This window comes from Marinobacter sp. W-8 (genome assembly GCF_044342215.1).
Taxonomy (GTDB): domain Bacteria; phylum Pseudomonadota; class Gammaproteobacteria; order Pseudomonadales; family Oleiphilaceae; genus Marinobacter; species Marinobacter nauticus.
On the sequence record NZ_CP172297.1, the window covers coordinates 741,413 to 764,807 of the forward strand.

A 23,395-nucleotide genomic window follows, 5' to 3' on the forward strand; every position below is an offset into this window, starting at 1 on the left:
TCATGCGTCGAATCATTTCTGTTTTGCTGGAAAACGAACCCGGCGCACTGTCTCGTGTGGTTGGCCTGTTTTCGCAGCGCAACTACAACATCGAAACCCTGACCGTAGCGCCCACGGAAGACGAAACCCTGTCTCGCCTGACTGTCACCACGACAGGTTCTGACAAGGTTATCGAGCAGATCACCAAGCAGCTGAACAAGCTGATCGAAGTGGTCAAGCTGGTGGATCTGACCGAGGGCGCTCACATCGAGCGGGAGCTGATGCTGGTCAAGCTCAAGGCAACCGGATCCCAGCGTGCCGAGATCAAGCGCACGGTGGATATCTTCCGTGGCCAGATTGTTGATGTCACCAGCTCTGTCTACACCGTGCAGCTTGCCGGCGACAGTGAAAAGCTGGATGGCTTCATTCAGGCAGTGGGCACTTCGGGTGTTCTGGAAGTTGTTCGCACTGGCGTATCTGGCATTGCCCGTGGCGAAAAGGTACTCAGCCTGTAAGGGCTGCCGAAACAAATCGAAAATCATGGCCCCGAGGGGCCATTACATACAATAGAGGTTTCTCATGCAGGTTTATTACGATAAGGATTGTGATCTTTCCATCATCCAGGGCAAGAAAGTTGCCATTCTGGGCTTCGGCTCTCAGGGCCACGCCCACGCGTGCAACCTGAAGGACTCCGGTGTAGACGTCGTTGTTGGTCTGCGTTCCGGTTCATCCTCCATCGCCAAGGCTGAAGCCTATGGACTGAAGACCAGCGATGTGGCTTCTGCCGTTGCATCTGCAGACGTGGTCATGGTTCTGACGCCGGACGAGTTCCAGGCCCAGCTGTACCGTGAGGAAATCGAGCCGAACCTGAAGCAGGGCGCTACCCTGGCCTTCGCCCACGGTTTTGCGATTCACTACAACCAGATCGTTCCGCGCAAAGACCTGGACGTGATCATGGTTGCTCCGAAGGCGCCGGGCCACACTGTGCGCACCGAGTTCACCAAGGGCGGCGGTATTCCTGACCTGATCGCCATCTTCCAGGACGCCTCCGGCAACGCCAAGAATGTGGCCCTGTCCTACGCCAGCGGCATTGGCGGCGGTCGTACCGGCATCATCGAAACCACCTTCAAAGACGAAACGGAAACCGATCTGTTCGGTGAGCAGGCGGTTCTGTGTGGTGGTGCGGTTGAACTGGTTAAAGCTGGCTTTGAAACCCTGACCGAAGCGGGCTACGCTCCGGAAATGGCGTACTTCGAGTGTCTGCATGAGCTTAAGCTGATCGTTGACCTGATGTACGAAGGCGGTATCGCCAACATGAACTACTCCATCTCCAACAACGCCGAGTACGGTGAATACGTAACCGGCCCGGAGGTGATCAACGAGCAGTCCCGCGAAGCCATGCGTAACGCACTGAAGCGCATCCAGAGTGGTGAATACGCCAAGATGTTTATCTCTGAAGGCGCATTGAACTACCCGTCCATGACTGCTCGCCGTCGCCAGAATGCGGCTCACGAGATCGAAACCGTGGGCGAGAAGCTGCGTTCCATGATGCCGTGGATTTCCGCGAACAAGATCGTGGACAAAGACAAGAACTGATCCGGATTTTCGGTAAGGTTTGGAAACGCGGCCCCTTGTGGCCGCGTTTTTCGTTTATACTCCGCCCAAATGCTTTCCGGAGTTTATGGAATGACTGAAGAAAAGAATACCGTGGAAAAATCAGAAACCAGGAAAGCCGCAGATCCGGAAATTGAGCCCGGTGAAGTGGTTGAAGAGGAGCTTGTTGAGGGGGCAAAGGTTCGTCGCAAAGGCATTTACCTGCTTCCCAACGCGCTGACGACAGCCTCTCTGTTCTCTGGATTCTATGCGATTGTTTCTGCCGCCAATGGTGTGTTCGACAATGCGGCCATTGCCATTTTCGTGTCCATGATTCTGGATGGACTGGATGGCCGTGTTGCCCGGATGACGAATACTCAGAGCAAATTCGGTGAGGAATACGACAGCCTTGCCGACATGGTGGCCTTCGGTGTTGCGCCCGGCCTGGTGGCCTTTTTCTGGTCCCTCAACGGATTGGACAAAGTGGGCTGGGTGGTTACGTTCATCTATGTGGCCGGCGCAGCATTGCGGTTGGCCCGGTTCAATACCCAGATCGGCTCCGTGGACAAAAAATACTTTGTGGGCCTGCCTAGCCCATCGGCCGCCGCATGCGTTGCGGGGCTGGTCTGGTGTTTCCACAGTTTCGAGCCATCGTCCTGGCTGACGTTGCTGACAATTATCGTTGTGGCCGGAACCGGTGTGCTGATGGTCAGCAATATTCTTTACCGCAGCTTCAAGGATCTCGATCTTCGAGGTCGGGTGCCTTTCGCGGCAATACTTCTGGTGGTGCTGGTGTTTGTGGTGATCGCCCTTGATCCCGCCACCGTACTCTTCACCGGGTTCCTGATTTACGCACTTTCCGGCCCGGTTCGGGCTCTGTTCCGTCGCAAGCCGGCCCGCGCTCGGTAGGACTTACCCCTCGGCCGAGTGAATCGGCCGGGAATTTTCTCGGGAACCTCCGGTCAGTTACCTCAAGTAATGAATTGGAGATTCCCGATGCTTATCAAGCGCCGCCCGTCGTGGGCTCTGTCAGAATCTGAAGTGACGCCTGAATCCGTCTACCTGAACCGGCGGAAATTCATGGCCGGGACGATGGCATCCGCTGCGGCGTTGACCATGCCGGGCCTGCTCAGGGCGGAGGAGGGCGGAATTCCTGGCGACTCCCTGCAATATAAGGCCATGCCGGCGTTTTCTACCGACGAAAAGAAAGCGCCTTACCCCGCGATTACTTCCTACAACAATTTCTATGAATTTGGCACGGATAAGGGCGCTCCTGCGCGCTATGCCGATGCCATGTCCGTCGACCCCTGGTCTGTGTCTGTCGAAGGTGAATGTGCAAAGACAGGCACCTATGCGCTGGAAGATCTGTTGAAGCCTCACCAGTATCAGGAGCGTATTTACCGGTTGCGTTGCGTGGAAGCCTGGTCGATGGTGATTCCGTGGGTCGGTGTGCCGTTGGCCGAAGTGCTCGCCAGTCTGCAGCCGACATCAAAAGCCAAATACGTCTACTTCGAAACGCTTCATGATCCGGACCAGATGCGTGGGCAGCGCTCCATGTTCAGCGTGATTGACTGGCCCTACCGGGAGGGGCTCCGGATGGACGAGGCCATGAACGAGTTGTCGTTTCTGGCCATTGGTTTGTACGGCAAGACCCTGCCAAACCAGAATGGTGCGCCGATCCGCCTGGTTGTGCCGTGGAAATATGGCTTCAAGAGCATCAAGTCGATCGTCCGTATCCGCTTCATGGAGGAGCGACCCAAGACCAGCTGGGAGATGATTGCGCCTGAAGAGTATGGATTCTATGCCAACGTGAATCCGGAAGTGGATCATCCGCGCTGGAGTCAGAAGCGTGAGCGTCGCCTGCCCTCTGGTTTGTTGAGTCCGAACTGGATCGAGACGGTGAAGTTTAACGGCTATGGTGAGCACGTCGCCCATTTATATAAGGGCATGGATCTTTCCAGGTATTATTGATGGCATCCAAGGCTTCTCGTCAGTTTCCCTATGCTCCGGTTAAAGTTCTGGTTTTTCTGATCTGCCTGATTCCGCTCGCGTTGATCGGGTGGGACATCCAGAACGGTAATCTGGGGCCTGATCCAGGCCAGACCATTACGGAAGCACTGGGTATCGCAGCGTTCCAGTTTCTCCTGATAACCCTGTTGATCTCACCATTGCGAAAAATCACAGGTTGGGCTGGTTGGCTCCGCTTTCGCAGGATGCTGGGGTTATATGCTTTTTTCTACGCGGCTTTGCATGTGCTCGCCTTCCTCCAGTTCATTCTTGGATGGTTTGATCTATGGGCAACCTTTACCAAGCGCCCCTATATCATCGCGGGTGGCTTGGCGTTCCTGTTAATGGCGCCGCTGGCGGCGACCTCGACCAGGGGCATGATGAAAAGGATGGGGCGCGGCTGGAAACCGTTACATCGTCTTATCTACAGCTCGGCACTCCTGGCCTGGTTTCATTTTCTGTGGCAGGCGCGCAGCGACGTGACCGAAATGATGATCTATGGCCTTGCGTTGGCTGTTTTATTGGGTGCCCGGGTGTACTGGTCAGGTTTTTCCACGCTCATTCCTCTGAGAAAAGTGTGATTTTGATCAAGGTCTGAGCGTTTTGGTGAGTATTTGATCGCTGGCGTAGGTGGAAACCGAAGCCCGGTAAAATAAATTGAAAATGGGCGTTGACAGTTTTCCTGAGGGCTGTAGAATGCGCACCACTTCTGAGGGACACGGCAGACAACGCCGGTTCACGAGGAACGCAACTACTTGAAAGTGTTCGAAAATTTGCTTCAAAAATTCTTCGAAAAAAGTGGTTGACAGGGCGGCGGAACGATGTAGAATACGCGGCCTTGATTGAGCAACAGCTCAAACGCTCTTTAAAAAGTTAACCAAGTAATTCGTGTGGGCGCTGGCCGAGGTATTTCGGACACGAAATATCAGGACAGTGACTCGTCGAAATTGAGTTTTGTCTTGAGCAAGAATTAAGAGCTTTCGGGTTCTTGTATGATTTAAACTGAAGAGTTTGATCATGGCTCAGATTGAACGCTGGCGGCAGGCTTAACACATGCAAGTCGAGCGGTAACAGGGGAAGCTTGCTTCCCGCTGACGAGCGGCGGACGGGTGAGTAATGCTTAGGAATCTGCCCAGTAGTGGGGGATAGCCCGGGGAAACCCGGATTAATACCGCATACGTCCTACGGGAGAAAGCAGGGGATCTTCGGACCTTGCGCTATTGGATGAGCCTAAGTCGGATTAGCTAGTTGGTGGGGTAAAGGCCTACCAAGGCGACGATCCGTAGCTGGTCTGAGAGGATGATCAGCCACATCGGGACTGAGACACGGCCCGAACTCCTACGGGAGGCAGCAGTGGGGAATATTGGACAATGGGGGCAACCCTGATCCAGCCATGCCGCGTGTGTGAAGAAGGCTTTCGGGTTGTAAAGCACTTTCAGTAGGGAGGAAAACCTTATGGTTAATACCCATGAGGCTTGACGTTACCTACAGAAGAAGCACCGGCTAACTCCGTGCCAGCAGCCGCGGTAATACGGAGGGTGCAAGCGTTAATCGGAATTACTGGGCGTAAAGCGCGCGTAGGTGGTTTGGTAAGCGAGATGTGAAAGCCCCGGGCTTAACCTGGGAACGGCATTTCGAACTGTCAGACTAGAGTGTGGTAGAGGGTAGTGGAATTTCCTGTGTAGCGGTGAAATGCGTAGATATAGGAAGGAACACCAGTGGCGAAGGCGGCTACCTGGACCAACACTGACACTGAGGTGCGAAAGCGTGGGGAGCAAACAGGATTAGATACCCTGGTAGTCCACGCCGTAAACGATGTCAACTAGCCGTTGGGACTCTTGAAGTCTTAGTGGCGCAGCTAACGCACTAAGTTGACCGCCTGGGGAGTACGGCCGCAAGGTTAAAACTCAAATGAATTGACGGGGGCCCGCACAAGCGGTGGAGCATGTGGTTTAATTCGACGCAACGCGAAGAACCTTACCTGGCCTTGACATCCAGAGAACTTTCCAGAGATGGATTGGTGCCTTCGGGAACTCTGAGACAGGTGCTGCATGGCCGTCGTCAGCTCGTGTCGTGAGATGTTGGGTTAAGTCCCGTAACGAGCGCAACCCCTATCCCTGGTTGCTAGCAGGTAATGCTGAGAACTCCAGGGAGACTGCCGGTGACAAACCGGAGGAAGGTGGGGATGACGTCAGGTCATCATGGCCCTTACGGCCAGGGCTACACACGTGCTACAATGGCGCGTACAGAGGGCTGCCAACTCGCGAGAGTGAGCCAATCCCTTAAAACGCGTCGTAGTCCGGATCGGAGTCTGCAACTCGACTCCGTGAAGTCGGAATCGCTAGTAATCGCGAATCAGAATGTCGCGGTGAATACGTTCCCGGGCCTTGTACACACCGCCCGTCACACCATGGGAGTGGATTGCACCAGAAGTAGTTAGTCTAACCTTCGGGAGGACGATTACCACGGTGTGGTTCATGACTGGGGTGAAGTCGTAACAAGGTAGCCGTAGGGGAACCTGCGGCTGGATCACCTCCTTAAACGAAGCCGAATGCTTCGGTCAGAGTCCACACGAATTACTTGGTTGGCTAATAAAGAGAGCAAAAGGGTCTATGCAGGCCCGATATCGGTTTGCCACAAACACTGAGTCAGTCTCGGGGTTTGGCGCCGGATTCGGAGCGGCTGGCAAGGCGCAGGTTGAGTGAAAGAGGGAGCGTACACACGTACGTGACCGATTGAGCGAGAGCTGCAACGCAGTCCAGACGGTTCGAAGACAAGCAAAACCGGGTCTGTAGCTCAGGTGGTTAGAGCGCACCCCTGATAAGGGTGAGGTCGGTGGTTCAAGTCCACCCAGACCCACCAGAATTATCCAGCTCGGCGTTATCGAATGACTTGCATAGCAGGCTATGCGGCGCCATTCGATGCCTTGATCTGAATAATTCTTGTAGATAGCTTCTTGGGGCTATAGCTCAGCTGGGAGAGCGCCTGCCTTGCACGCAGGAGGTCGGCAGTTCGATCCTGCCTAGCTCCACCAAACTTTACTGACTAACTTCGGTTAGCAGTGTGCAGAAACAAGTGTTTCAACTTGATGAAAGTTCGAAGCCCTTCTTTCTGATCACTGGGTCAGATTTGCTCTTTAACAAATTGGACGAGATAGAACACGAATATTTTTCTCTCATTATCTCCGAGAGAAAATGTTCAAAGTGATAGCGATTTCAAGCGTTATCCGGTGTTGTCGTTGAAGTGGTTGTTCTATTGCTTCAAGTGGCTGTCTCGAAGATGCCTCGGAAACAGGCTTGCCTGGTGAAGAGTGTGGATTCGTGATCAGTTGTCTTGGGGTTATATAGTCAAGCAACTAAGCGCATACGGTGGATGCCTTGGCAGTCAGAGGCGATGAAAGACGTGGAAGCCTGCGATAAGGTTCGGGGAGCTGGCAAACGAGCTGTGATCCGGACATCTCTGAATGGGGAAACCCACCAACCTTCGGGTTGGTATCTTACACTGAATCCATAGGTGTAAGAGGCGAACCAGGGGAACTGAAACATCTAAGTACCCTGAGGAAAAGAAATCAACCGAGATTCCCTAAGTAGCGGCGAGCGAACGGGGACCAGCCCTTAAGCTGAACAACTGGTAGGAGAAGGCTCTGGAAAGTGCCGCCATAGTGGGTGATAGCCCCGTATCCGAAACCTGAGTTCAGTGAAATCGAGTAGGTCGGCGCACGAGAAACGTTGACTGAACATGGGGGGACCATCCTCCAAGGCTAAATACTCCTGACTGACCGATAGTGAACCAGTACCGTGAGGGAAAGGCGAAAAGAACCCCTGTGAGGGGAGTGAAATAGACCCTGAAACCGTATGCGTACAAGCAGTCGGAGCAGACTTGTTCTGTGACGGCGTACCTTTTGTATAATGGGTCAGCGACTTATGTTCAGTGGCGAGGTTAACCGTTTAGGGGAGCCGTAGGGAAACCGAGTCTGAATAGGGCGAATTAGTCGCTGGGCATAGACCCGAAACCGGGCGATCTATCCATGAGCAGGTTGAAGGTGCCGTAACAGGCACTGGAGGACCGAACCCACTGTCGTTGAAAAGCCAGGGGATGACTTGTGGATCGGAGTGAAAGGCTAATCAAGCCCGGAGATAGCTGGTTCTCCCCGAAAGCTATTTAGGTAGCGCCTCGGACGAATACCACAGGGGGTAGAGCACTGTTTGGGCTAGGGGGTCATCTCGACTTACCAACCCCATGCAAACTCCGAATACCTGTGAGTACTATCCGGGAGACACACGGCGGGTGCTAACGTCCGTCGTGAAGAGGGAAACAACCCAGACCGCCAGCTAAGGTCCCAAAGTACCAGTTAAGTGGGAAACGATGTGGGAAGGCTCAGACAGCTAGGAGGTTGGCTTAGAAGCAGCCACCCTTTAAAGAAAGCGTAATAGCTCACTAGTCGAGTCGGCCTGCGCGGAAGATGTAACGGGGCTCAAACTGGTCACCGAAGCTGCGGCTGCATACTTTGTATGCGGGGTAGGGGAGCGTTCTGTAAGCCTGCGAAGGTGTGTTGAGAAGCATGCTGGAGGTATCAGAAGTGCGAATGCTGACATGAGTAACGACAATGCGGGTGAAAAACCCGCACGCCGGAAGACCAAGGGTTCCTGCGCAACGCTAATCGGCGCAGGGTGAGTCGGCCCCTAAGGCGAGACCGAAAGGTGTAGTCGATGGGAAACGGGTTAATATTCCCGTACCTTGGATAGCTGCGATGGAGAGACGGAGAAGGCTAGGTGAGCCGGGCGACGGTTGCCCCGGTTTAAGCATGTAGGGAGTGGACTTAGGCAAATCCGGGTCCACAATCCCGAGACGCGACGACGAGTGCCCAAGGGCGCGAAGTCATTGATGCCCTGCTTCCAGGAAAATCTTCTAAGCTTCAGGCTATTCGAGACCGTACCCCAAACCGACACAGGTGGTCAGGTAGAGAATACCAAGGCGCTTGAGAGAACTCGGGTAAAGGAACTAGGCAAAATGGTGCCGTAACTTCGGGAGAAGGCACGCCGGTGTGTACGTGAAACCCCTGCGGGTGGAGCGGAAGCCGGTCGAAGATACCAGGCCCCTGCGACTGTTTATTAAAAACACAGCACTCTGCAAACACGAAAGTGGACGTATAGGGTGTGACGCCTGCCCGGTGCCGGAAGGTTAATTGATGGGGTTAGCATTCGTGCGAAGCTCTTGATCGAAGCCCCGGTAAACGGCGGCCGTAACTATAACGGTCCTAAGGTAGCGAAATTCCTTGTCGGGTAAGTTCCGACCTGCACGAATGGCGTAACGATGGGGGCGCTGTCTCTACCCGAGACTCAGTGAAATTGAAATCGCCGTGAAGATGCGGTGTATCCGCGGCTAGACGGAAAGACCCCGTGAACCTTTACTATAGCTTCACAGTGAACTTTGAGCATGCTTGTGTAGGATAGCTGGGAGGCTTTGAAACCGGGACGCCAGTTCCGGTGGAGCCAACCTTGAAATACCAGCCTGGCATGTTTGAGGTTCTAACTCTGGCCCCTTATCGGGGTTGAGGACACTGTGTGGTGGGTAGTTTGACTGGGGCGGTCTCCTCCCAAAGCGTAACGGAGGAGCACAAAGGTGGGCTAAGCACGGTCGGACATCGTGCGGTTAGTGTAATGGCACAAGCCCGCTTGACTGCGAGACAGACACGTCGAGCAGGTACGAAAGTAGGTCATAGTGATCCGGTGGTTCTGTATGGAAGGGCCATCGCTCAACGGATAAAAGGTACTCCGGGGATAACAGGCTGATACCGCCCAAGAGTTCACATCGACGGCGGTGTTTGGCACCTCGATGTCGGCTCATCACATCCTGGGGCTGAAGCCGGTCCCAAGGGTATGGCTGTTCGCCATTTAAAGTGGTACGCGAGCTGGGTTTAGAACGTCGTGAGACAGTTCGGTCCCTATCTGCCGTGGACGTTGGAGATTTGAGGAAAGCTGCTCCTAGTACGAGAGGACCGGAGTGGACGAACCTCTGGTGTTCGGGTTGTCACGCCAGTGGCATTGCCCGGTAGCTATGTTCGGACAGGATAACCGCTGAAAGCATCTAAGCGGGAAGCCCCTTCCAAGATGAGATCTCCCCGAGGCCTCGAGCCTCCTGAAGAGCCGTTCAAGACCAGGACGTTGATAGGCCGGGTGTGTAAGCGCTGCGAGGCGTTGAGCTAACCGGTACTAATTGCTCGTGCGGCTTGACTATATAACACCCAAGACAATTGCGGATGACGCAACGAAATCAACATCACTCAGTTCCATCTCGTCCCCCAGTGATCAACCGTTTTGCCTGACGACCATAGCGGTCTGGAACCACCTGATCCCATCCCGAACTCAGAAGTGAAACAGACCTGCGCCGATGGTAGTGTGGCGTTGCCCATGTGAGAGTAGGTCATCGTCAGGCTTCTAATGCCTAAAAACCCCCGACAGCTTCGCTGCCGGGGGTTTTTTATTTCTGGTTCCGGAGAAGTGATATACTTCACCGAAAATCAAAGCAACGTTTCTGATGGGAGCCCAGCAATGGCCGCTAGTGAACACCTGGTCATTTTTGATACCACTCTGCGTGATGGCGAGCAAAGTCCGGGCGCCACCATGAACAAGGCGGAAAAACTCCGCATTGCCAAGGCGCTCGAGAAGCTTCGCGTAGACGTTATCGAGGCGGGGTTTGCCATTGCCAGCCAGGGCGACTTTGATGCAGTCAAGGCTATTGCCGAGAACATCAAAGAATCCACTGTCTGCAGTCTGGCTCGTGCGTTGGACAAGGATATCGACAGGGCTGCTGAAGCGATCCGCCCTGCCGAACGCTCCCGTATCCATACCTTTATTGCCACCTCGCCCATCCATATGAAGCATAAACTTCAGATGGAGCCAGATGAGGTGGTCGAGCAAGCCGTGCGCGCTGTCAAGCGGGCGCGTAGCCACGTTGATGACGTCGAGTTCTCCTGTGAAGATGCCGGGCGGTCAGAGCTGGATTTTCTTTGTCGCATCATTGAAGCCGCTATCGATGCCGGCGCCCGTACCATCAACATCCCTGATACCGTGGGCTATGCCATTCCTGAACAGTTTGGTGAGACCATCCGTCAGTTACTGAACCGTATCCCGAACGCCGACAAAGCTGTTTTTTCAGTCCATTGCCATAACGACCTGGGGCTTGCGGTAGCCAACTCGCTGGCTGCGGTTACCCACGGTGCCCGTCAGGTAGAATGTACTATCAATGGTCTGGGCGAACGGGCAGGTAACGCAGCGCTGGAAGAAATTGTTTTGGCGGTTCGTACCCGCCAGGATCTCTTCAATATTGATACCCGCATAGACACCCAGCATATCGTCCCGGCATCACGTCTGGTTTCCACCATTACCGGGTTTCCTGTTCAACCCAACAAGGCGATCGTCGGTGCCAATGCTTTTGCCCATGAGTCCGGCATCCATCAGGATGGCGTGCTCAAACATCGCGAAACCTACGAGATCATGCGGGCACAGGACGTAGGCTGGCATACCAATAGCCTGGTTTTAGGCAAGCATTCCGGTCGCAATGCCTTCCGTACGAGACTACTGGAGCTTGGTATCCAGTTTGAAACCGAAGGGGAGTTGAATGAGGCCTTCACCCGCTTCAAGGCACTGGCCGACCTCAAGCATGAGATCTTTGATGAGGATCTGCAGGCGATTGCCAGCGATACCAAGCAAAAGGAAGAAGAAGGCCGCTTCGGTCTGGTCTGCATGCAGGTCTGCTCTGAAACCGGCGTTGTGCCCAAGGCGCATCTGACCATGACCGTGGACGGTAAGGAACACACGGTAGAGGCTGAGGGCAGCGGTCCTGTAGACGCAACTTTCAAGGCCATTGAATCTCTGGTGGATTCCGGGTGTAACCTGCAGCTGTATTCGGTCAACAATATTACCAGCGGCACTGATGCTCAGGGGGAAGTCACCGTTCGTCTTGAGCGGGGCGGCCGTATTGTGAACGGCGTTGGATCAGATACCGACATCATTATTGCGTCGGCGAAGGCCTACATTGAGGCTCTGAACCTGATTTCCAGTGGCGGTATTCGCCAACATCCCCAGGTGGCTGATGTTTAAAGCGCCTGAAGGATTGCCATGGAGGGATTCGTGATAGGGAATGAGGCGGAGCGGCAGTTCTATCTGGCGGCGGCAGGCATTCGGATGTGGTATGCCCGCGAGAGTTTGCCTGGTGCGGCGCCAAGCCCCGACTTTGATTTCGGAGTGGAGGACGAGCCGCAATTCCAGCCCGCGTCGGAGATTCCTCAGATTGGGCGTAAATCTGAGCCGCTGTCTGGGGACCAGGGGCGGGAGCGCATTGCTCAGCTCCAGAGCCTGATGGGCAACAAGCCTGAATCCGTGCAGAAGGCGGACAGCGCTGGGCAACAGGCCGCGGACCCAGTGAAAGCTCCACCTGCCACCGAGCCTCGGTCTGAAACTCCAGAAACGGAGCCAGAGGCTTGCCTGCCGGCCTCGGAACCGGTAGAAGTGCAACAGCCGGAGCCAGTGCACCGGGTGTGTCTGACTGCCTGGAAAGGCTCCCGGGTCATGCTCTTGTGCCATATTGCAGAGGACGCCAGTTTTGCCTTGCAGGAAAATCTGGCTCGTAACATATTGCGAAGCATTGGAGAGACCGGGGTGTCTCAATGCAGAGTAGTGCGCTGGCCCTTGTTCAATAACCTGAAAGTGACGCTCAACAGTGAAAGCGATCTTGTCTCAGTCATAGCCTCTGCTTTTGCTGGCGACGCCCCGACAGAAACGCTAATAACGCTGGGGCTTGGCGACGAAACTCAGGCACGGTTGATCGAGCGTGGCCTGGGGCGGGTGCCGGAGATTGCGTTTTCCAGCACCCTCGCATCACTGGCATCAGACCCCTCCCAGAAGCGACTGCTCTGGCAATCGATTCGGGTTCTCGTACCTGGCCGATGAAAGCATCACAGCCTTTTCTCGACGTGCACAACCAGGATGTCCGGGTACGCCCTCTGGTCCAGGCAGACCTGACGGCGGTCATGGAGCTGGAGTGTCAAGGACACTCCCATCCGTGGCCGAAATCGACTTTTCTTGACTGTTTTAAGCCGAATTACAGGCTCTGGGCCGCTGAGCGTAGCGATGAGCTGATTGGCTATGCGGTGGTGACCTATATGGTCGACGAAGCCCACCTGCTGAATATCTGCGTCAGTCCCCGTGTGCGTGGTCAGGGTGTCGGGCGCTGGTTGCTACGGCATCTGATCGCTGTCGCGGTGTCGGATGGCATGGAACAACTGATTCTGGAAGTGCGGGTTAGCAATGATGCCGCCACCCAGCTCTATCTGAGTGAGGGTTTCTCTGAAATCGGCAGAAGGGCCGGCTATTATCCCGATGGCGCTGCACGGGAAGATGCGCTGGTCATGGCGCTGCGGTTCACCTGAGGACGGTATAGGCCGTATAATGCACGGCTTTCATCCATCTTGATTCAGGTCACCAGAGTTTATGCCTAACCTTTCCCAGGAAGTGGCCAAGCGCCGCACCTTTGCGATCATCTCGCACCCGGATGCCGGTAAGACCACCATCACAGAGAAAGTGCTGTTGTTCGGCCAGGCCCTGCAGAAGGCGGGAACCGTCAAGGGCAAAAAGTCCGGACAGCACGCCAAGTCTGACTGGATGGAGATGGAAAAAGAGAGGGGCATTTCCGTAACCACGTCGGTGATGCAATTTCCCTATGGAGGAAAACTGGTCAACCTGCTGGATACACCGGGTCACGAGGATTTCTCCGAGGATACCTACCGGACGCTGACCGCCGTCGACTCCTGCCTGATGGTGATTGACAGTGCCAAGGGGGTTGAGGAACGCACCATCAAGCTGATGGAAGTTACTCGCCTTCGTGATACCCCAATCCTTACCTTCATGAACAAGCTGGACCGGGATACCCGGGATCCCATCGAATTGATGGATGAAGTGGAGGATGTACTGAAGATTGCCTGTGCGCCGATTACCTGGCCCATCGGCATGGGCAAGAGTTTCAAGGGTGTCTACCACCTGCTGCGGGACGAAGTGATTCTCTATCAGTCAGGCCAGGGCCATACCATTCAGGAAAAGCGTGTCGTTAAAGGTTTGGATAATCCGGAGCTGGATGAGGCCATCGGCAATTACGCTTCCGACCTTCGCGATGAGATCGAGTTGGTCAAAGGGGCTTCCCACGAATTTGACCAGGAGGCTTTCCTGGCTGGTGAGCTGACCCCGGTGTTTTTCGGCACAGCGCTTGGCAACTTCGGTGTTGATCACATGCTTGATGGTCTGGTGGATTGGGCTCCGGCCCCTCAACCCCGGGCGACGGACGTGCGTCAAGTGACCCCGACCGAGGATGGTTTTTCCGGCTTTGTCTTCAAGATTCAGGCAAACATGGATCCACAGCACCGGGACCGTATCGCTTTCCTGAGGATCGTGTCTGGCAGTTACAATCAAGGCATGAAGGCCCGCCACGTGCGTATCGGCAAGGACGTTCGGTTCTCCGATGCGCTCACCTTCATGGCCGGTGACCGTGAACATGCGGAAGAGGCTTTTGCCGGCGACATTATCGGCCTGCATAACCACGGCACCATTCAGTTGGGCGATACCTTTACTGCGGGCGAAGACATGAAGTTTACCGGTATCCCCAACTTCGCCCCTGAGCTGTTCCGGCGCATTCGATTGAAAGATCCGCTCAAAGCCAAGCAATTGCAGAAGGGCCTGATCCAGCTCTCCGAGGAGGGCGCGGTTCAGGTCTTCCGTCCCCTGAAAAACAACGACCTGATTGTCGGGGCGGTGGGTGTGCTGCAGTTCGATGTGGTTGTCGCGCGCCTGAAAAGTGAATACAAGGTGGAAGCGGTTTACGAGCCCATCAACGTGGCAACCGCTCGCTGGGTAACCTGTTCCGATGAGCGTAAACTGGACGAATTCCAGCGCAAGAATCAGGACAACGTGGCACTGGATGGTGCAGATCGTCTTGCGTACATCGCGCCGACCATGGTGAACCTGAATCTCGCTCAGGAGCGTTATCCGGATATCCAGTTTCACAAGACCCGGGAGCACTGATTCGATTCCGGGAGGAGGTCGCCATGCAGCTGGTAGACGCCCATTGCCATTTTGATTTCCCGTTTTTTGACGGGCATCGGGAGACGGTGTTGGCGCAGGCGGCCAGCCTTGGGGTTCGCGCGATCGTGATTCCGGGGGTCCGGCGGCCGGACTGGCAGCGTGTGGCGAGCACGGCAGATGCAGAGAGGGGGCTCTGGTACTGTCTGGGTATTCACCCCTGGTTTATCCAGGAGCACGATGCTGACGATCTGGCCGAGCTTGAAAGGTTTCTGTCTTCCGCGCCCGACGCCTGTGTCGGACTCGGGGAGTGTGGGCTGGATGCCATCAAAGGTGATCTGTCTGAGCAGGAACCCTGGTTCGAAGCCCAGATTGATATTGCCAAACGGCTCGGTCTGGCGCTGGTGATTCACTCCGTCAAGAGCCATGACCTGGTGCACAGTGCGCTGAAGCGAGCCGGCTGGAATGGGCGGGCATTGGTTCACGGTTTCTCGGGCAGCTATCAGCAGGCACAAAAGCTGATTGATCTGGGTTGTTACATTGGCGTGGGCGGAGTGATTACCCAAGACCGGGCCCGGAAAACCCGGGATACCATTGCCCGGTTGCCGGCGGATGCGCTGGTTCTGGAAACCGATGCGCCGGATATGGCGCCGGCCGGAGTGGCGAAAGGGCAGAACTCGCCTATCCACTTGCCGGAGATTTTTGAGGCCCTGGCGGAACTGCGGAGTGAGCCCCGGGAGTCGCTGGCTGAAATACTGTTGGCCAATACCGCGAAGCTCTACCGGAAAGATCCGCTAACTCTGGTTCCACGCGCATAGGGGATTAACGAAACAGCATAGGTCGGGGTTGGCATTCACCAGGGGTTCGAGTATACTTCGCGCCCTGGCTTTTCAAGGCGATGTCATTATCTCAGCCCCGAATGATGGCAGCGCAACATACAGGTATGAACCTCCTCCGGATGCCTTGCATGTACCGGTGGTGGTTTTTAACGTTTCTTATATAGCGTTCAAGGCGGAATCAATGAAGACTCTGAGTGCGAAACCAGAAACAGTAAAACGTGACTGGTACGTTGTAGACGCAGCCGGCAAGACGCTGGGTCGTCTGTCAACCGAAATCGCCCTTCGTCTGCGGGGCAAGCATAAGCCTGAGTATACCCCTCACGTGGACACTGGCGACTACATCATTGTTATCAATGCCAGCCAGGTGAAGGTTACCGGCAAAAAGGCATCGGCTAAAATGTATTACAGCCATACCGGCTTTCCGGGTGGAATCAAATCCATCAATTTCGAGAAGCTGGTTGACAAGGCTCCCGAGCAAGTCATTCAGAAGGCCGTAAAAGGCATGCTTCCGAAAGGCCCGCTTGGCCGCGCCATGTTCAAGAAGCTGAAAGTGTACGCAGGCGCTGAGCATGCTCATGCCGCCCAGCAGCCCAAAGAACTCGACATCTAACGGAAGGCGAATATGTCTGTAGCACAAAATTACGGTACTGGTCGCCGCAAATCATCCACGGCTCGCGTCTTTATCAAGCCGGGTAGCGGTAACATCTCCATCAACGGTCGCACCATCGAAGATTTCTTCGGTCGTGAAACCCTGCGCATGATTGTTCGTCAGCCGCTGGTGGTTGCCGAGTCCGAAGATCGTTTCGATATCGCCATTACCGTAAAGGGTGGCGGCATCAGTGGCCAGGCCGGCGCAATTCGCCACGGTCTGACTCGCGCTCTGATGGACTACGACGAAACTCTGCGCCCGGCACTGCGCAAAGCGGGTTACGTAACCCGTGATGCCCGTAAGGTTGAGCGTAAGAAAGTGGGTCTGCGCAAAGCGCGTAAGCGTCCGCAGTACTCCAAGCGTTAATCGGCGTTCAGTCGATTTGGAATAACCCGGTCTTGTGGCCGGGTTTTTTTATATCTGTACTCCGGAAATATTTTTGATCTGGCGCAGGGATAGGCTCGCCTGCCGACCTTTCCGGCTTGTAAGCGGTGGGTAATTTCATTACCATTTCAGCGCTTATATTTTTGGGTTGTGAAGTCCTTTTCGAAGCGCAGTGCCGGTTTTTCCGCGTCTGTGCCTCGCCTGATGGGAGAAAACCATAATGAGTAATGGCGACGTGAGCCAAGGCCGGCGCCGGTTTCTGATCGGTGCTACGTCCGTGGTAGGTGGTGTCGGCGTCGTCGGTGCAGCCGTTCCTTTCGTAGCGTCCTGGAACCCCAGTGCGAAAGCGGAAGCGGCCGGTGCACCGGTAACCGTCAATATCAGCAAAATCGAACCGGGTCAGCAAATCACCGTTGAGTGGCGAGGTAAGCCTGTTTGGATTATCCGCAGAACGGAAGAAATGCTGGCGAATATCGAGAAGCTCAATGACGCAGTGAAGGACCCGATGTCGGAGGCGCCTCAGCAGCCTTCGTATATCCAGGGGCCCTTGCGCGCGATCAAGCCAGAGTTCGGTGTCTATGTGGGGCTCTGTACCCATCTGGGCTGCGTGCCCTCCTACCGGCCAGAGGTTGCGCCGGCTGATCTGGGTGAAAACTGGCTTGGTGGGTTGTTCTGCCCGTGTCACGGTTCCCGCTATGACATGGCCGGTCGGGTTTATGAGGCTCAACCCGCGCCGCTGAACCTTGAGGTTCCGCCGTACCGGTTTGACGATGATGTGACCATGACCATTGGTCTTGATCCGGAGGCCGCGTGATGCAAAAGCTGATTAACTGGGTAGACGAGCGTCTGCCAATCGTTGAGGCCTGGAACAAGCACCTGGCCAAGTATTACGCGCCGAAGAACTTTAACGTCTGGTATTTCTTCGGTTCACTGGCAATGCTGGTGCTGGTCAACCAGCTAGTGACCGGTATCTGGCTGACTATGAGCTACAACCCGTCTGCCGAGGGGGCGTTTGCCTCGGTGGAATACATCATGCGTGATGTGGAGTGGGGTTGGCTGCTGCGATACCTGCACTCGACCGGCGCATCTGCGTTCTTCGTGGTGGTGTATCTGCACATGTTCCGTGGTCTCATGTACGGTTCCTACCAGAAGCCGCGGGAATTGATCTGGATTTTCGGTATGCTGATCTACCTGGTGCTGATGGCAGAAGCCTTCATGGGCTACCTGCTGCCCTGGGGCCAGATGTCATACTGGGGTGCCCAGGTAATCGTTAACCTGTTTGGTGCGATTCCGGTCATCGGTGAAGATCTGTCTCTGTGGATTCGTGGTGACTATCTGATCTCCGGTATCACCCTGAACCGTTTCTTTGCCCTGCACGTGGTTGCTCTGCCAATCGTTCTGCTGGGTCTGGTTGTTCTTCACATCCTGGCGCTGCACGAAGTGGGTTCTAACAACCCCGACGGCATCGAAATCAAGAAGAACAAGGATGAAAACGGTATTCCGAAAGACGGTATTCCGTTCCACCCGTATTACACCGTTCACGACCTGCTGGGCGTGGGTGTGTTCTTCTTCATCTTCTTCATCGTTGTCTTCTTCTTCCCGGAGATGGGCGGCCTGTTCCTGGAAAAACCGAACTTTGAACCGGCCAACGCCCTGAAGACACCAGCGCACATTGCGCCTGTCTGGTACTTCACGCCGTTTTACGCGATGTTGCGGGCGGTGACGGTAGACTTTATGGGGCTGCCGGCGAAGTTCTGGGGTGTTGTGGTCATGGGTGGTGCGATTGCGATTCTGTTCGTGTTGCCGTGGCTTGACAGAAGTCCTGTCCGCTCCATCCGCTACAAGGGCTGGTTGAGCAAGATTGCCCTGGCAATCTTTGCGGTGAGCTTCGTAATCCTTGGCTACCTTGGACTGGTTCCCGCAACAGAAGGTCGCACGACTGTCGCTCAGATTCTGACAGTGTTGTACTTCCTCTACTTCATTCTGATGCCGTTCTACACGCGCATGGAGAACACCAAGCCAGTTCCAGAGAGGGTGACAGGATAATGAAAAAGCTGATTGTTGGTCTTTTCATCGCACTCCTGCCAGCGCTTGGCCTGGCGGCTGGTGCCGCGGTTCCTCTTGATCATATGGAGCCGGATCATACGGACAAGGCGTCGCTGCAGCGAGGTGCTGCCTTGTTTACCAACTACTGCATGGGGTGTCACTCCATGGAGCATGCTCGCTACAAGCGTGTTTCGGATGATCTGGAGATCCCTGTCGAGCTTTACGAGGAAAACCTGATCTTTACTGGTGCCAAGATCGGTGAGCTCATGAAGAACTCCATGAACAAGGATATGGCCGCCGGCTGGTTCGGTGCGCCGCCACCCGATCTTACGCTGGAAACCCGTCTGCGTGGTGAGTCCTGGGTATATTCATACCTGCGGGGCTTCTACAAGGACGATTCCCGGCCACTGGGCGTAAACAACGTGGTGTTCGATAACGTTGGTATGCCTCACATTCTGGTCGAGATGCAGGGCCTGTGCGCCGTGAAGCCGAACATTGGTGTCGGGGCGTCTGTCGAGCCGTTGAGCGGTAACGTCAATAACGCAGACGCTTGCCCGGATTACGCAACGGAAGGCTCGATGTCCGGTGCGGAGTTTGATCAGGCCATGTGGGATCTGACCAACTTCATGTCCTACATGGGCGACCCGGTCAAGGTGGAGCGCGAGCGTCTCGGTATCTTCGTGCTGATCTTTGTGGCGATCTTCTTTGTCTTCGCGTACCTGCTCAACCGCGAGTACTGGAAAGACGTACACTAAGATTTAGGGTATAATCCCGTGTCCTTGATTCCAGCGAGTCTTTAAGGCTCGCTGGATTTTTGCGTTTGCATTGTTTCGATTTTTAGAATCGTGAGGTAGCTATATGGGCGTTGTGACCAAGCGGTCATCAATGACTTTTTTCTCGGATCCCGCAAGCCACTACAGTCATCGGGTGCGTATTGTCCTGGCTGAGAAAGGTGTCACTGTTGATATCGTGGATGTGGATCCGGACAACCCGCCGGCGGAACTGGCGGATATGAATCCGTACAACGCCCTGCCAACCCTGGTAGACCGGGACCTGGTTCTGTACGAGCCCAATATCATGATGGAGTATCTGGATGAGCGTTTTCCTCATCCGCCGCTGCTGCCGGTATACCCCGTTGCCCGGGCTAACAGCCGCCTGATGATTCACCGCATCCAGAAAGACTGGTGCGGACTGGTTGATCAGATTCTGGCGCAACCAGGTGCCAAGGCCAGCGATGCAGCTCGCAAGGAGCTCAAGGAAAGCCTTCTGGCTACAGCGCCTCTGTTTGCCGAAATGCCGTTCTTCCTGTCGGAAGAGTTCACCATCGTGGACTGCTGTATTGCGCCGATCCTGTGGCGTTTGCCGGCTCTGGGTATTGAGCTGAATGAAAAGCAGGCCAAGCCTTTGCAGAAGTACATGGAGAGCATCTTTGCCAGAGAAGGCTTCAAGGCAAGCCTTTCGGATCTGGAAGAAGATATTCGCAGCTGATTGTCAGCGCCCGTATTTCAGGGCAGGAGTTAAGCAGTGTCTGACATGACTATCGCCATGACATCCAGTCGTCCCTATCTGGTCCGTGCGTTGAATGAATGGATCCTCGATAACGACTGTACCCCGTATATCGTGGTGGATGCCGGCATTCAGGGTGTTCAGGTGCCTACTGAGCACGTTGCCAACGGCCAGATTGTGCTCAATATCAGCCCCGGCGCTGTGCGCGGACTGGTGATTGGCAATGGTGCGCTGGAATTCAGCGCTCGTTTCGGTGGTGTGCCGATGCAGGTTTTCATACCGTTGCAAGCGGTTATGGCCATCTATGCCAAGGAGAACGGCGAGGGCATGGTGTTTGGCAGTGAGCCTGGCTCTCCCGATCCGGAGGGTGGAGGTGAGCCCAAGTCGTCACGGCGAGCGGAAGACCGCCCGAATGGCAGGCCAACCCTGAAAGTGGTCAAGTAATAAAAAAGCCGGCGATGCCGGCTTTTTTATTAGCCTCCGAAAAGCTTGTGGTCAATCAGGTCGCAGAAGGCGTTGATGATGACCAGCAGTAAGGGCGTGGCCTCGCTTGGCGGCAAATCGTTCAGAGCAATTTCATGGTCTTCCGGGTGCATCAGGGAAGTGATGTCGGACTTTTCCCTGGCGCTCAGCACCACAATCCTCATTTCCCGGTCGTGGGCAGCCTGGATGGCCTGGATCAGGTTTGCCTTGTGGCCGTCATCCACGATCACAAACAGAAGGTCGCCGGGCTTGCCAATGGCTCTGACCTGACGAGAGAAGGTGTCGTTGAATCGATTGTCACGGCAGATAGCGGAATAAGTGGTGGCGTCCGCCCCAAGGTTGATTGCCGGTAGTGCGGGGCGGTCCTGGTCAAAGCGGGACAATAATGCCGTGCAGAAATACTGGGCCAGTACGTTGGCGTTGCCATTGGCGCAGGTAATGATCTTGCCATCCTGGAGCAGGGCGTCAACAAATGCCTGCGCTACCTGCTCAATGGCGGGACCAGCGGTGCTTGCCGCCTGTGCTGTGTGCTCCATATGGCTGGCGAACCACTGATTGATTCTCTGTTCGGTGTCGGTCATGGTTTTTGGTCAGTTTGCCTGAATTGCGTTTTTGATCCATTGTATACGGTACTTGCTGGAGTGGCCTGGTGTGATGCCGATAACATCGATCCGGCTGACCCGGTCCCAGAGCCCGTGGCGGTGCAGGTAGAATGAGGCTGCACGCACCAGGCGCTGCTGCTTCACCGCGGACACCGAGCTTATCGGATCCACCAGCGCACCATCAGCGCGGAAGCGAACTTCAAAGAACACCAGTGCTTCGGCATCCATTCCAATAAGATCGATCTCGCCGCCACGATTGTGCACGTTCCGCTCAATAATCCGGATGCCTCTGCTTTCCAGATACCGCGCGGCGACACCTTCGTAATGCTGTCCGAGTTTTCTGGAGCCTTCCCTGGCCATCGGTTATCAGTTGTTTGCAGTCGGGGTGGGTTCACTTTCCCGGGGAACCGTCGGAGAAAGCAGTTTGGGTGTTCCCCCCTGGAATTGTGCCCAGCGTTGTTCGCGATGAATGCTGCCGTCAGGATCCATGGTCAGAATGCCGGTTTGCCCTTCAATGGCGGCATCTTCAACCTGGCGTAGAAGCGGCAAGCGCTTGCTCAGTTGCCAGGCGTCGGCGCCCATGGCGAAAAGGCGCCCCAGTTGCCCGGTGGTGCCACTCAGATACTGGCGCGATTCTTCCCGCAGGGGATTCGTCTCGGCCAATACCCAGGGGATGTCCGTAAAGAAGACCCTGTCAATATCTCGGTCCCGGCCCGGATTCGGCGTACCCTCGTACACGATGGAAGGTGAGTATACCGGCAGATCACCGCCATAGTAGAAGGCGAACAGCGGCTTGAACTGGCGGGCAACCGTGGGTGCGGCAACCAGCACGATGCCTTCGGCATCCTGACGGCGGCGAGGTTCAAATTCCACATTCAGGCCAATTGTTCGCTCCACCTGAATGGCCCGCTGGCGGGATGCAGTGATGCCCAGCAGGTCAGCTGTCACCGAGCGAAGGTTGTCTTCCGGGAAAAAGCGTTCGATGTCGAGCGCTCGCAACCCGAGCTGGTCCATCCTCGCCCGCAGGGCGGCTTCAACCCGGTCTCCCCATTCGCCGTGGGGAATCAGTACGAGAACCTGTTCGATGTTCTCGGCATCGAGTCTGTCGGCGATCTGTCGCGCCTCGTCTTCGGCAGATAGCCCGAACTGATAAAGGCCGTCCGGGATACGGGCATCCGGGCCAAGGTAGTTCAGGCCCAGTGCCGGAATCGGCAGCGTGTTCATGTTAGCGAGCTGGGACAGTGCTTCCTTGTCCAGCGGGCCAACAATCAAATCAATGTCGCTATTGGAGAGTTCCTCGTAGAGCTCGGAAAAAGAGCCGGTGGAGGTGTCGATGACCCGAATATCGGTTTTACTGCGGTCCGTGGTCTCATCTTGATAATAGGCGGCCAGGAAACCGTCGCGAATCGCTTTGCCGGCGCTGGCGAGGGCACCTTGAAGCGGAACCACCAATGCCAGTTTCTCCGGCCGCCTTGCCGCAAGTTCAGCCAGCAGGGCGAGATCCATGGGGAGCACCTGTGCTGCGGGGTGTCCGGGCCAGTTATTCTGCCATTGCCGGATCAGGCGCCCCTGATCATCCAGGCTGGCCCCCTTGGTGCGAAGGCGCAGAGCGAGCTCAAGCCATCCTTGAACCTCGAATCCGAGGGCGTTGTTGGAGGCGGATTGCAGGGTTGAGCGATTGATGGGCTTGAGCAATTGCCAAATGCGATTATGCACCTCCTGCGGGGAAGTGCTGGAGTCGGTCTGACTGAGCAGGATCAACGTCAGTGCCCCGTCCAAAGGTTGTCCGGCCAGCTCATAGGTCCGGGCCTGCAGCATGGCTGCCCGGGACATTAACTCCGCGGGGTAGGCAAGAAAGCTTTCTGGGGTGCTATCTGTGGCGAGTTGCTCAGCCCATTGGCCGTCCTGTAACTCGCTGGCACTGGCCATGGACAATAGTAAGCGTTGTCTGGCGATGTCCTCCGGAGCATTTTCCAGAGCGGGGGCCTGGAGAATGACTCGGGCATCTTCGTGGCGGCCTTGATCCTGGAATCGGCTGGCCACCCTCAATAGATAGCGTTGGCCAACCACCGGATCACGTTCATCGCTGGCCAGTGACAGTGCCTGCTCCGGGCTTTGTGCCATATGTTCATCGAGATTGACGGTGGCGCAGCCGCCCAGATAGAACAGAACGAGGGTGATCAGGGCCAGAATTGGGCTGTGACGGAAGCGATTTGTCATGGCGGGCTCGGTACTCTC

At 55.5% G+C, this 23,395-nt stretch carries 20 protein-coding genes, 2 tRNA genes and 3 rRNA genes; 22 read left to right on the forward strand and 3 right to left on the reverse strand.

Annotated features, from left to right (window positions below; translation table 11 throughout):
* The first annotated feature begins 2 nt into the window (after window positions 1-2).
* The 22 genes from ilvN (at window position 3) to ACF8YQ_RS03465 (ending at window position 20,516) form a co-directional block, all read left to right on the forward strand.
* Window positions 3-494 carry an acetolactate synthase small subunit gene (gene ilvN, locus ACF8YQ_RS03360; RefSeq protein WP_011784401.1) on the forward strand — a complete coding sequence of 164 codons (492 nt, stop codon included), beginning with the start codon at window positions 3-5 and terminating at the stop codon, window positions 492-494.
* A gap of 64 nt (window positions 495-558) precedes the next feature.
* Window positions 559-1,575: a ketol-acid reductoisomerase gene (gene ilvC, locus ACF8YQ_RS03365; protein WP_114434758.1), complete on the forward strand. Its 1,017-nt coding sequence runs from the start codon at window positions 559-561 to the stop codon at window positions 1,573-1,575.
* A gap of 90 nt (window positions 1,576-1,665) precedes the next feature.
* Entirely contained in the window at window positions 1,666-2,481 is an 816-nt protein-coding gene (gene pssA / locus ACF8YQ_RS03370) for a CDP-diacylglycerol--serine O-phosphatidyltransferase (RefSeq protein WP_011784403.1), read from the forward strand.
* An 87-nt stretch (window positions 2,482-2,568) separates the two neighbouring features.
* Entirely contained in the window at window positions 2,569-3,543 is a 975-nt protein-coding gene (gene msrP / locus ACF8YQ_RS03375; RefSeq protein ID WP_396622590.1) for a protein-methionine-sulfoxide reductase catalytic subunit MsrP, read from the forward strand.
* Window positions 3,543-4,160 carry a sulfite oxidase heme-binding subunit YedZ gene (locus tag ACF8YQ_RS03380; RefSeq protein WP_396622591.1) on the forward strand — a complete coding sequence of 206 codons (618 nt, stop codon included), beginning with the start codon at window positions 3,543-3,545 and terminating at the stop codon, window positions 4,158-4,160. The genes msrP and ACF8YQ_RS03380 overlap by 1 nt, the downstream gene beginning before the upstream one ends.
* Before the next feature lie 418 nt (window positions 4,161-4,578).
* Window positions 4,579-6,119 (forward strand): 16S ribosomal RNA (locus tag ACF8YQ_RS03385).
* 245 nt (window positions 6,120-6,364) lie between these two features.
* A tRNA-Ile gene (locus tag ACF8YQ_RS03390) sits at window positions 6,365-6,441 on the forward strand.
* Between the two features lie 96 nt (window positions 6,442-6,537).
* A tRNA-Ala gene (locus ACF8YQ_RS03395) sits at window positions 6,538-6,613 on the forward strand.
* Window positions 6,614-6,924: 311 nt separating this feature from the next.
* Window positions 6,925-9,816: ribosomal RNA gene (locus tag ACF8YQ_RS03400) — 23S ribosomal RNA — on the forward strand.
* Window positions 9,817-9,899: 83 nt separating this feature from the next.
* Window positions 9,900-10,014, forward strand: a 5S ribosomal RNA gene (gene rrf, locus ACF8YQ_RS03405).
* Together the 16S, 23S and 5S rRNA genes with 2 tRNA genes alongside form the textbook arrangement of a ribosomal RNA operon.
* 116 nt (window positions 10,015-10,130) lie before the next feature.
* A complete protein-coding gene (locus ACF8YQ_RS03410) occupies window positions 10,131-11,681 on the forward strand; it encodes a 2-isopropylmalate synthase (protein ID WP_224851091.1) in 1,551 nt (516 codons plus the stop codon).
* Window positions 11,682-11,711: 30 nt separating this feature from the next.
* Window positions 11,712-12,530, forward strand: coding sequence for a hypothetical protein (locus ACF8YQ_RS03415; protein ID WP_396622592.1), 819 nt, complete (start codon window positions 11,712-11,714; stop codon window positions 12,528-12,530).
* Complete coding sequence (gene rimI / locus ACF8YQ_RS03420) at window positions 12,527-13,009, forward strand: ribosomal protein S18-alanine N-acetyltransferase (RefSeq protein ID WP_396622593.1); 483 nt, start codon at window positions 12,527-12,529, stop codon at window positions 13,007-13,009. Before ACF8YQ_RS03415 ends, rimI begins: the two co-directional genes overlap by 4 nt.
* Before the next feature lie 61 nt (window positions 13,010-13,070).
* Window positions 13,071-14,651 (forward strand): peptide chain release factor 3, encoded by a 1,581-nt coding sequence (gene prfC / locus ACF8YQ_RS03425; RefSeq protein WP_396622594.1) that lies wholly within the window; start codon window positions 13,071-13,073, stop codon window positions 14,649-14,651.
* A gap of 23 nt (window positions 14,652-14,674) precedes the next feature.
* Window positions 14,675-15,466: a TatD family hydrolase gene (locus tag ACF8YQ_RS03430; RefSeq protein ID WP_226597647.1), complete on the forward strand. Its 792-nt coding sequence runs from the start codon at window positions 14,675-14,677 to the stop codon at window positions 15,464-15,466.
* Window positions 15,467-15,668: 202 nt separating this feature from the next.
* Complete coding sequence (rplM, locus tag ACF8YQ_RS03435) at window positions 15,669-16,097, forward strand: 50S ribosomal protein L13 (protein ID WP_011785931.1); 429 nt, start codon at window positions 15,669-15,671, stop codon at window positions 16,095-16,097.
* A 12-nt stretch (window positions 16,098-16,109) separates the two neighbouring features.
* Window positions 16,110-16,502, forward strand: coding sequence for a 30S ribosomal protein S9 (rpsI, locus tag ACF8YQ_RS03440; RefSeq protein WP_011785930.1), 393 nt, complete (start codon window positions 16,110-16,112; stop codon window positions 16,500-16,502).
* Window positions 16,503-16,740: 238 nt separating this feature from the next.
* Window positions 16,741-17,334: a ubiquinol-cytochrome c reductase iron-sulfur subunit gene (petA, locus tag ACF8YQ_RS03445; protein ID WP_014420621.1), complete on the forward strand. Its 594-nt coding sequence runs from the start codon at window positions 16,741-16,743 to the stop codon at window positions 17,332-17,334.
* Window positions 17,334-18,566, forward strand: coding sequence for a cytochrome bc complex cytochrome b subunit (locus ACF8YQ_RS03450; protein ID WP_236955958.1), 1,233 nt, complete (start codon window positions 17,334-17,336; stop codon window positions 18,564-18,566). Before petA ends, ACF8YQ_RS03450 begins: the two co-directional genes overlap by 1 nt.
* Complete coding sequence (locus ACF8YQ_RS03455; protein WP_396622595.1) at window positions 18,566-19,321, forward strand: cytochrome c1; 756 nt, start codon at window positions 18,566-18,568, stop codon at window positions 19,319-19,321. The genes ACF8YQ_RS03450 and ACF8YQ_RS03455 overlap by 1 nt, the downstream gene beginning before the upstream one ends.
* Window positions 19,322-19,424: 103 nt before the next feature.
* Window positions 19,425-20,054, forward strand: coding sequence for a glutathione S-transferase N-terminal domain-containing protein (locus ACF8YQ_RS03460; RefSeq protein ID WP_011785926.1), 630 nt, complete (start codon window positions 19,425-19,427; stop codon window positions 20,052-20,054).
* 45 nt (window positions 20,055-20,099) lie between these two features.
* Entirely contained in the window at window positions 20,100-20,516 is a 417-nt protein-coding gene (locus ACF8YQ_RS03465; RefSeq protein WP_022991991.1) for a ClpXP protease specificity-enhancing factor, read from the forward strand.
* A 29-nt stretch (window positions 20,517-20,545) separates the two neighbouring features.
* Here ACF8YQ_RS03465 and ACF8YQ_RS03470 read toward each other — a convergent pair whose 3' ends face one another.
* Genes ACF8YQ_RS03470 through ACF8YQ_RS03480 form a run of 3 tightly spaced genes read right to left on the reverse strand, consistent with a single transcriptional unit; the run spans window position 20,546 to window position 23,377 of the window.
* Window positions 20,546-21,136 (reverse strand): SIS domain-containing protein, encoded by a 591-nt coding sequence (locus ACF8YQ_RS03470; RefSeq protein ID WP_011785924.1) that lies wholly within the window; start codon window positions 21,134-21,136, stop codon window positions 20,546-20,548.
* A 9-nt stretch (window positions 21,137-21,145) separates the two neighbouring features.
* Window positions 21,146-21,517, reverse strand: coding sequence for a YraN family protein (locus tag ACF8YQ_RS03475; protein ID WP_224851097.1), 372 nt, complete (start codon window positions 21,515-21,517; stop codon window positions 21,146-21,148).
* Window positions 21,518-21,523: 6 nt separating this feature from the next.
* Window positions 21,524-23,377: a penicillin-binding protein activator gene (locus ACF8YQ_RS03480; protein WP_396622596.1), complete on the reverse strand. Its 1,854-nt coding sequence runs from the start codon at window positions 23,375-23,377 to the stop codon at window positions 21,524-21,526.
* Between the last annotated feature and the right edge of the window lie 18 nt (window positions 23,378-23,395).